General features: G+C 65.3%; 4 protein-coding genes and 1 pseudogene. 2 read left to right on the forward strand and 3 right to left on the reverse strand.

Translation table 11 applies throughout. From position 1 onward, the window contains the following. Positions 1 to 246: pseudogene (locus DQW06_RS29055) on the reverse strand (hypothetical protein); the annotation flags it as partial. Positions 247 to 642: 396 nt separating this feature from the next. Between DQW06_RS29055 and DQW06_RS27790 the strand changes: the two are divergent. Then, positions 643 to 1575, forward strand: a complete 933-nt coding sequence (locus tag DQW06_RS27790; RefSeq protein WP_117199591.1) for a 1-aminocyclopropane-1-carboxylate deaminase/D-cysteine desulfhydrase — start codon at positions 643 to 645, stop codon at positions 1573 to 1575. A gap of 46 nt (positions 1576 to 1621) precedes the next feature. Here the strand turns inward: DQW06_RS27790 and DQW06_RS27795 are convergent, their stop codons facing one another. Both DQW06_RS27795 and DQW06_RS27800 read right to left on the reverse strand, forming a co-directional pair. After that, on the reverse strand, positions 1622 to 1867 hold the full coding sequence (locus DQW06_RS27795) for a DUF397 domain-containing protein (RefSeq protein WP_071621033.1): 246 nt from the start codon (positions 1865 to 1867) through the stop codon (positions 1622 to 1624). Next, positions 1864 to 2676, reverse strand: a complete 813-nt coding sequence (locus DQW06_RS27800) for a helix-turn-helix transcriptional regulator (RefSeq protein WP_071621034.1) — start codon at positions 2674 to 2676, stop codon at positions 1864 to 1866. Before DQW06_RS27800 ends, DQW06_RS27795 begins: the two co-directional genes overlap by 4 nt. Positions 2677 to 2870: 194 nt before the next feature. Between DQW06_RS27800 and DQW06_RS27805 the strand changes: the two genes are divergently transcribed. After that, positions 2871 to 3407 (forward strand): ATP-binding protein, encoded by a 537-nt coding sequence (locus tag DQW06_RS27805; RefSeq protein ID WP_232238593.1) that lies wholly within the window; start codon positions 2871 to 2873, stop codon positions 3405 to 3407. The last annotated feature ends 138 nt before the right edge of the window (positions 3408 to 3545 follow it).

Consider the following 3545-nt stretch of genomic DNA (forward strand, 5'->3'; position numbering starts at 1 on the left):
GGGAGCGGCGGGGCGCTTGGGGTGCTTGGGTCGCTCGGGGCGTTCGGGAGCCCGGTCGGTTCGTGCGGGAGGTGCGGTGGCCTCGACCGGAGCGCGGACCTGGGCGGGAACCGGGACGTAGCGACGGACCCGGGTGGAGCGGCGGCGTCGGCCGCCGGTGGCGGAGTGGCGTCCGCACGGGGGCGCGAAGAGGGCCTTGACCATGCCGAAGGCGCGGATCAGGGCCGCAGCGCTAAACTGGCGCATGCTGGCAATTTCCTTGTCTCAAAGGGTGGTTGTTGCTGGCCACGGCCCCGGACGGTGAGTAACCGTCGCGGGGTCATTGCGTGGATGGAGTTGTGTGTCCGGTGCCAGATTAAGGGCAGGGGCGGAGTGGAAGCGAACTTTTCTGCGAACTACTCCAGGGTAATTTCGGGTTGGCGGCATCGTCGCAGTTCAGGGTGCATGATCAACGCTTTCACGGCTGTCCTGGAGTTCTGCGCAGATGGCCCTGAATGTCGTTATTGGTGACATTTGTTGAGAATGCCCGCAGCTGCATGAGTACAAGGGAAAGGCGTCGTCTCGTGGGATGTCGTTTCCCGGTCGTCGTGGCTTGACGCCCAACCCAGTCGGCCTTTCGGCCGCCGCACTAGCCTGACCCGTATGGGGCTCAAGGGCTGTGGTCACGCGGACGTGCGGTTGCCTTCTCCGTTGGAGGAGGTCAACGACGAGTTCCTGCGCGAGTACGGGGTTCGCCTGCTGCTCAAGCGCGATGACCTCATCAGTGCCGAAGTGCCGGGAAACAAGTGGCGCAAGCTCCACCTCAACCTTCAGGCGGCGCACGAACAGGGCCGTTCCACGCTGCTGACCTTCGGCGGCGCTTACTCCAACCACATCCGCGCGGTGGCCGCGGCCGGAAGGACGTGCGGGTTCTCGACCATCGGAATCGTTCGAGGCGAGGAGCACCTGCCGCTCAACTGGTCGCTCGCCTACGCCACGGAACAGGGGATGCGACTGGAGTACCTGGACCGGGCAACCTATCGGGCCAAACACACGCCTGAAGTCATCGACGGTTTGCGCGAGCGGTTCGGTGACTTCTACCTGCTGCCTGAGGGCGGGAGCAATGCCCTGGCGGTGCGCGGCTGCGCCACGATCGCTGACGAGATCGACGCGGACTTCGACGCCGTCTGCTGTGCGTGCGGTACGGGCGGAACCCTCGCTGGCCTGGCGACGGGGTTGCCCGCCGGGCGGGAGGCCATCGGTTTCTCGGTGCTGAAGGGCGGTGGCTTTCTCAACGAGGAGGTACGCCGGTTCCAGGAGGACGCGGGAGTGGTCACTGGCAACTGGTCGATCGAGACTGGCTATCACTTCGGGGGATTTGCCAAGTACCCGCCCGAGCTGGCCGCCTTCATCCGGGAGTTCCACGCGCGCCACGGGGTGCTGCTGGAACGGATCTACGTGGCCAAGATGCTCGCCGGGGTCTACGACCTGGCGGCGCGAGGAAGGTTCCGCCGGGGAGGCACGGTGGTCGCGCTCATCACCGGCCCGCCCGAGGATACGGATGGCCAGAACGCGGGAGGCCGGGCGGCGACCTGAAAAGGGCGGTACCCCTGGCGGAGTACCGCCCCGTAGCTCCCGGTGGCTAACCGAAGCTCTTGAGCGAGTCCACGAGCGCGGTCCACTCGCTGGCCGCGAATGACAGGTGTCCGAGCTCGCGGTTCTGCGTGTCCCGCATGGCCGTGGTGAAGCCCTCGGCGACCTCGACACAGTTGGTGTCGCCCCTGCTGTAAGTGGACTTGTGCCATGAGGGGGTGGTCAGGCGAGTCTCCACACAGTTGGTGTCGCCAGCGCTGTAGGTGGACTTGTGCCACGTTCCTTCGGTGATCACTCGACTTCTCCTAGTGCTTTCTTGATCAGCGACCGTGACTGATCCGGAGGGAGCGCGAACCCCCGCAGGTCCCCCATCAGTGAGACGTGCTCATCGACTGTGTTCGCATCGACGACCACGCCCCCGGCTGATTTTGTCTCCGTGTACAGGAGCATTCCGGCGTCCGGGACTCTCAGCAGCTTGAACCCGTTGTCCAGTCCCGGATGGTCCCAGGTGCCAGACGGGATGATCAGGATCTCCACTCTGCTCCAAGTGGAGACCTCCAGCAGGTGCCCGAACTGTTCCCTCATGATCTCAGGGTCGCCAAGACGGCGATGAAGCACGGTCTCATCCAGGGTGACCGAGAAGAAGGGTGGGTCATCGCGGCGCAGGATCGACTGGCGCTCGGTGCGTTCTGCCACCTTGGTCTCTACTGCCGTCTGTGAGTCTGCTCGGTTGCTCGCTCTGATCGAGGCACCTGCGTAGCCCCGTGTCTGTAGAAGCCCTGGAATGAGAAGGGGCTGATACTCATGAACCTGGGTCGCCCGTTGCTCCACGATTGGCAGTTTCCTGTACCAGTCCGGCGGCGTGTAGGCCTCGTGCTGTTCCTCCCACACGGCGACCAGTCGACCATCGCTGTTAAGCGCCTGGTCAATTCGTTCCGCTGTGTCCTTTTTGGCAGGTGTCTTTCCCAGCTCGATATCACTGACCGTCGCCTGGGACGCTGGTAGCAGGCTTGCAAGCCTGCTCTGCGAAAGTCCCGCCTGTTCGCGGAACCGGCGCACCTCGGCGCCGAACTTCCGAGCCTTCGGATCGACCTCGTTCGCCATGCACAGGTTCTTACCAGTCCGCCATCAGGCACCAAAAGGGTTTACCTGAGAATTTCGCATTTCCCGCCGATCGCTAGATCAGGCGAGCTCTCTGATGAGACTGTGACGACGGCCGAAGAAAAGTCCCGGCGGCTGTACTGACAACCCCGGGACCTGGTCCGGAACCCGTGCTTCTCACGACAACAGGTACGAACATGAACCAGGCTATCCCTCGTCAGTCCACCCCGGAAGGCGTTCCCGGCCGTCGAACGCTGACGCTCCAACCGCCCTGGCGGATGCGGTTCGAGGACTCCGACCGCTGCGGCATCGTCCTGGGCAGCGATCCCCGCCACGTCGGGATCGCCCGGGACTGGGCCTACCGCAACGCCCGCTCCCCGCGCCGTGCGGCCTTTCCGCTGGTGCTGGCCGTGAGCCTGCTGGTCACCAACGCGCAGCAGCACAGCCGGTCCGGCGACCCAGGCGGCACCGTCCGGGTCACGCTGCACCGCAAGCCCCACACCTACACCCTGACGGTCACCGACGACGGACCCCGGCCGGACCAGCCCATCCGCTTTCCGCGTCCGCGAAAGCCCACGGAACCGCTGGAGGCCACCGGCAACGGGCTGCTGATGCTGGACGAGCTGTCGGTGTCCTGGGACTGGACAGGGAACGCGGGCGAACCCCTGACAGTGCGCGCCCTCATCGACCGCTCCGGGCACCAGTGGGCCGGGGCTCCCAGCACCAAGGTCTGAGGAACGGCACTGCCTCGCGCCACGCCCGCCCGCCGAACACGGAAAGCGCCTCATGCCCGACTACAGCTACCTTCTCGACGGCCGCCCCGACGTCTTCACCCCCGGCGAAGTCGCCCAACTGTTCAACATCCGCCCCCG

The organism is Nocardiopsis sp. TNDT3 (genome assembly GCF_003427465.1).
GTDB classification, from domain to species: domain Bacteria; phylum Actinomycetota; class Actinomycetes; order Streptosporangiales; family Streptosporangiaceae; genus Nocardiopsis; species Nocardiopsis dassonvillei.